At 30.4% G+C, this 3,991-nt stretch carries 4 protein-coding genes, 1 tRNA gene and 1 pseudogene; 5 read left to right on the top strand and 1 reads right to left on the bottom strand.

The window, feature by feature from the left end; genetic code table 11:
* The 5 genes and pseudogenes from AMN83_RS02785 to AMN83_RS02765 form a co-directional block, all read left to right on the top strand.
* Positions 1-253 (top strand): annotated as a pseudogene (locus AMN83_RS02785) (alanine dehydrogenase); the annotation flags it as partial.
* A 2-nt stretch (positions 254-255) separates the two neighbouring features.
* Positions 256-2,700 carry a GcvT family protein gene (locus tag AMN83_RS02780; RefSeq protein ID WP_075504182.1) on the top strand — a complete coding sequence of 815 codons (2,445 nt, stop codon included), beginning with the start codon at positions 256-258 and terminating at the stop codon, positions 2,698-2,700.
* Positions 2,701-2,749: 49 nt separating this feature from the next.
* On the top strand, positions 2,750-2,959 hold the full coding sequence (locus tag AMN83_RS02775) for a hypothetical protein (protein WP_075504181.1): 210 nt from the start codon (positions 2,750-2,752) through the stop codon (positions 2,957-2,959).
* Between the two features lie 68 nt (positions 2,960-3,027).
* Positions 3,028-3,104 (top strand) — tRNA-Met (locus AMN83_RS02770).
* 6 nt (positions 3,105-3,110) lie between these two features.
* Entirely contained in the window at positions 3,111-3,623 is a 513-nt protein-coding gene (locus AMN83_RS02765) for a phosphoribosyltransferase (protein ID WP_075504180.1), read from the top strand.
* A gap of 5 nt (positions 3,624-3,628) precedes the next feature.
* Here AMN83_RS02765 and AMN83_RS02760 read toward each other — a convergent pair.
* A partial coding sequence (locus AMN83_RS02760) for an IMP dehydrogenase (protein WP_179850410.1) occupies positions 3,629-3,991 on the bottom strand: 363 nt, incomplete at its 5' end.

Below are 3,991 nucleotides of genomic sequence, written 5' to 3'. Positions count from 1 at the left end.
AGTTGATGACGTAGTTCATTACTGTGTAGCAAATATGCCAGGTGGTGTACCTAGAACATCTACATTGGCATTGAATAATGCAACCTTACCTTTTTTAGTTAAACTAGCTAACAAAGGATATCAAAAAGCATTAAGTGACGATAAAAACTTTTTAGCAGGGTTAAATGTTCATAAAGGTCAAGTAACATACAAAGCTGTTGCTGATGTATTTGGACATAATTTCGTAGAACCTGGAGAAGCTATCAAACATTAGAAATGGAAAAAAACTATCCTTCAAGCGCAAAGGTAGTTGTAATAGGGGGTGGCGTTGCTGGCGCTTCTTGCGCTTATCATTTAGCTAAATTTGGCTGGAAAGATGTTGTTTTATTAGAAAGAGATCAATTAACATCTGGTACAACTTGGCATGCTGCAGGATTAATAGGTCAATTAGGAGCTACTTCTACTATAACTAAATTAAGAAAATATTCTTTAGATCTTTACAAAGAGCTAGAAAAAACAACAGGTTTATCAACTGGTCTTAAACAGAATGGAGCAATAACAGTAGCTTCTTCCAAAGAAAGAATGCAGGAGTTGTTAAGGCAAGCTACAACTGCACAACTTTCTAATGTTGAGGTAGAAGTATTAAACAAAGAAAGAATAAAAGAATTATATCCAGTAGTAAAAAACGACGATCTAGTAGGTGGCGTTTATATGCCTAAAGATGGTCAGGCAGATCCTGTTGGAGTTACCAATGTATTGGCTAAAGCAGCTAAAATGTTGGGTGTTCAAATATTTGAGAACATACCAGTAAAAAAAATTTTATTAAAAAATAAACGAATATGTGGTGTTGAAACTTCTCAAGGAAAAATTGATTGCGAATATGTAGTTTTAGCTACAGGAATGTGGTCTCGACAAATTGGAGAGGATATTGGTGTTAGTGTTCCGCTATATCCTAATGAGCACTTCTATGTGATTACAGAACCAATGAAAGATCTACCTAAAGATTTACCTGTTTTAAGAGATTACAATGCCTGTCTATATTTAAAAGAAGATGCTGGAAAAATGTTGGTAGGAATTTTTGAACCTAATGCAAAACCTGCTTTTAAAGAAAGTGGAAGAGTTCCTGATGATTTTTCATTTGGAGAATTTCCAGATGATTTTGATCATTTCGAACCATATCTTGAAAAATCTTTTCATAGACTTCCAATGTTAGAAAATGTAGGTATAAGAAAATTTTTTTCAGGCCCAGAGTCTTTTACACCTGATACTCAGTATTTACTTGGAGAAACACCAGAAGTAAAAAATCTTTATACATGTTGTGGATTTAACAGTATTGGAATAGCAAGCTCTGGAGGAGCAGGAAGAGTAACTGCGGAATGGATGATTAACGGTCATATAAATGAAGATTTATTTTCTCTAGATATAAAAAGATTTCAGAAGTTTCATTCATCTAAAAAATTTATCATGGATAGAGTTACTGAAACCCTAGGAGATCTTTATGGGATGCATTGGCCTTATAAACAACACGAAACTTCAAGAAATGAAAAATTATTACCTTATCACGAGCAACTAAAAAAAGCTGGTGCGTGTTTTGGTGTTACAGGAGGTTTTGAAAGACCTATGTGGTACTCTTTAAACGGTGAAGAACCAAAATATGAATATAGTTTTAACTATCAAAATTGGTACCCATCTGCAAAACATGAAACAATAAATGCTAGAATGAATGTAGGACTTTTCGATTTTTCAACTTTTTCTAAATTTGACCTAAAAGGTGAAAAAACTCATAGTGAATTACAAAAAATTTGTACAGCTAACATTAAAAATGAAATTGGAAAAACTACTTATACACACATGCTAAATGAGGACGGTGGGATAGAAACAGATGTAACTGTTGTTTGTATAGATAAAAATTATTTTAGAATAGTAAGTTCAGCTGCTACAAGAGAAAGAGATAAATTTCACATTTTAAAATATTTATCTGAGGATGTTAAATTTTCTGATGTTACAGAAGATATTTGTTGTCTTGGTTTGTTTGGTCCTAAAAGTAGAGATATGATTCAAAAGATTAGTGATGAAGATTATTCACCAAAAAATTTTCAATTTGGATCAGGAAAAAATGTATTGATTGAGAATATAAAAGTTTGGGCACAAAGAATATCTTATGTTGGTGAGCTTGGCTTTGAATTATATGTAAATAAAAACTATGCTTTGGATTTATATAAAATTTTAAATAATGAAGGCAAAAACTTTGGCTTATCTCATTGCGGCATGCATGCAATGGATATAATGAGAATGGAAAGTGGTTTTTTACATTGGGGCCATGACATTTCTCCAGAAGAAAATCAATATCAAGCAGGTTTAAATTTTACTATTAGTTACAAAAAAAATATTAATTTTATAGGTAAAGACGCATTGTTAAAAATTAAGGACAAACCCTCAGTAAAGACAATGATGATGTTTACATTAAAAGATAGTAAACCAGGCCAACCCTTGTTGTTACATGAAGAGCCTATTTATTTAGATGATAAAATTATTGGAAGAACAACCTCAGGAAATTATTCATTCTGCTTTGATAAAAATTTATCATTTGGCTATGTTAATTCAGGAAACACAATAGATACACTTAAAGATAAAAATTTGTTCATAGAAGTAGAGAAGATCAAATATCCGATCGAAATTCTTTCAAAACCTCTAAATACAAAAGATTTTAGAAAAATTTAGTTAATTTTAATTTTATTGTATTTAAGTTAATTAGCTGGTTAAATTAACTGTGAAAAAAATCGATCAAGACAATTCATTATTTAATACTGATATTGCTACAAATAAAGGTTTAGAAGTAGATAAGATTAAAACTACTAATGTAAATATTTTGCTAAATAGAGTTCGATTAGATCAAAAAAGAACTTTAAAAAAAAGAATAATTTTTTCAATTATTTTAGCTAGTTTAGTTAGTTCGTTAGCTATTTATTTTATTATTTAGTTTAGAATTTGATTTAAAAAGTTTATTGAAACAATAAAGATTTGTATTATAAACCATCTATCAATTATGGCGGGGTAGCTCAGTTGGTTAGAGCGCGGGACTCATAAGCCCGAGGTCAGTGGTTCGATCCCACTTCCCGCTACCAAAAATTATGAAAGATATTTATATAACTTGGGAAGATTATCATAAAAAGATAGAGCAATTAGCTAAAAAAATTCATGATGATAATTTAAAATTTAATCAAATAATTTGTATTGCAAAAGGTGGATTAAGGGTTGGAGATATTTTTAGTAGACTTTTTAATGTCCCTTTAGCCATTTTATCTGTCGAGTCTTACCATGGCGATAGTGACGATATAAAAAATCAACAAGGACAGTTTACTTTTTCAAGAGATTTAGCAAAAACTACTCCAAATTTAGGTTCACATGTTTTGTTAGTTGATGATTTAGCTGATTCTGGAAAAACTTTAATAAAAAGTATTAAATGGTTAGAACATTTTTATGGTTTTTATTTTGATGAAAAAATTAAAACCGCAGTTTTATGGCATAAATCAACTTCAAAATTTAAACCTGATTATTCTGTAGATTATTTAAAAGACTCTCCTTGGATACACATGCCTTTTGAGAAATACGAAACTACAAATATAAAAGATTTTAAGTTTTAAAAAAATTATTTAATTAAACTATCATTAAATTGATTGGATACTCTAACGAACGTTGTACATTTACTTAATTGTTTAAGTGAAGGTGCTCCAACATAAGTACAACTACTTCTCACACCTCCAAGAATATTTAAAATAGTATCGTTTATTTTACCTCTATATTTTACTCTTACTTTTCTTCCTTCACTACTTCGATAATCTGATAGTCCACCATAGTGTTTTTTATTAGCAACTTCAGAACTAGATCCATAAAACTCTATATATTTTTCTCCATTGACTTTAACAATTTTACCATTTCCCTCATCATGTCCTGCAAGCATACCTCCAAGCATTACAAAGTCCGCACCACCTCCAAAACCTTTAGCTACATC

Source organism: Candidatus Pelagibacter communis, from assembly GCF_001180025.1.
GTDB lineage: Bacteria > Pseudomonadota > Alphaproteobacteria > Pelagibacterales > Pelagibacteraceae > Pelagibacter > Pelagibacter ubique_A.
This window is presented reverse-complemented; position numbering and strand designations above follow the sequence as displayed.

Coding starts and splice junctions, on each gene's coding strand:
- AMN83_RS02780 (WP_075504182.1), top strand. CDS start 256: ATGGAAAAAAACTATCCTTCAAGCGCAAAGGTAGTTGTAATAGGGGGT.
- AMN83_RS02765 (WP_075504180.1), top strand. CDS start 3,111: ATGAAAGATATTTATATAACTTGGGAAGATTATCATAAAAAGATAGAG.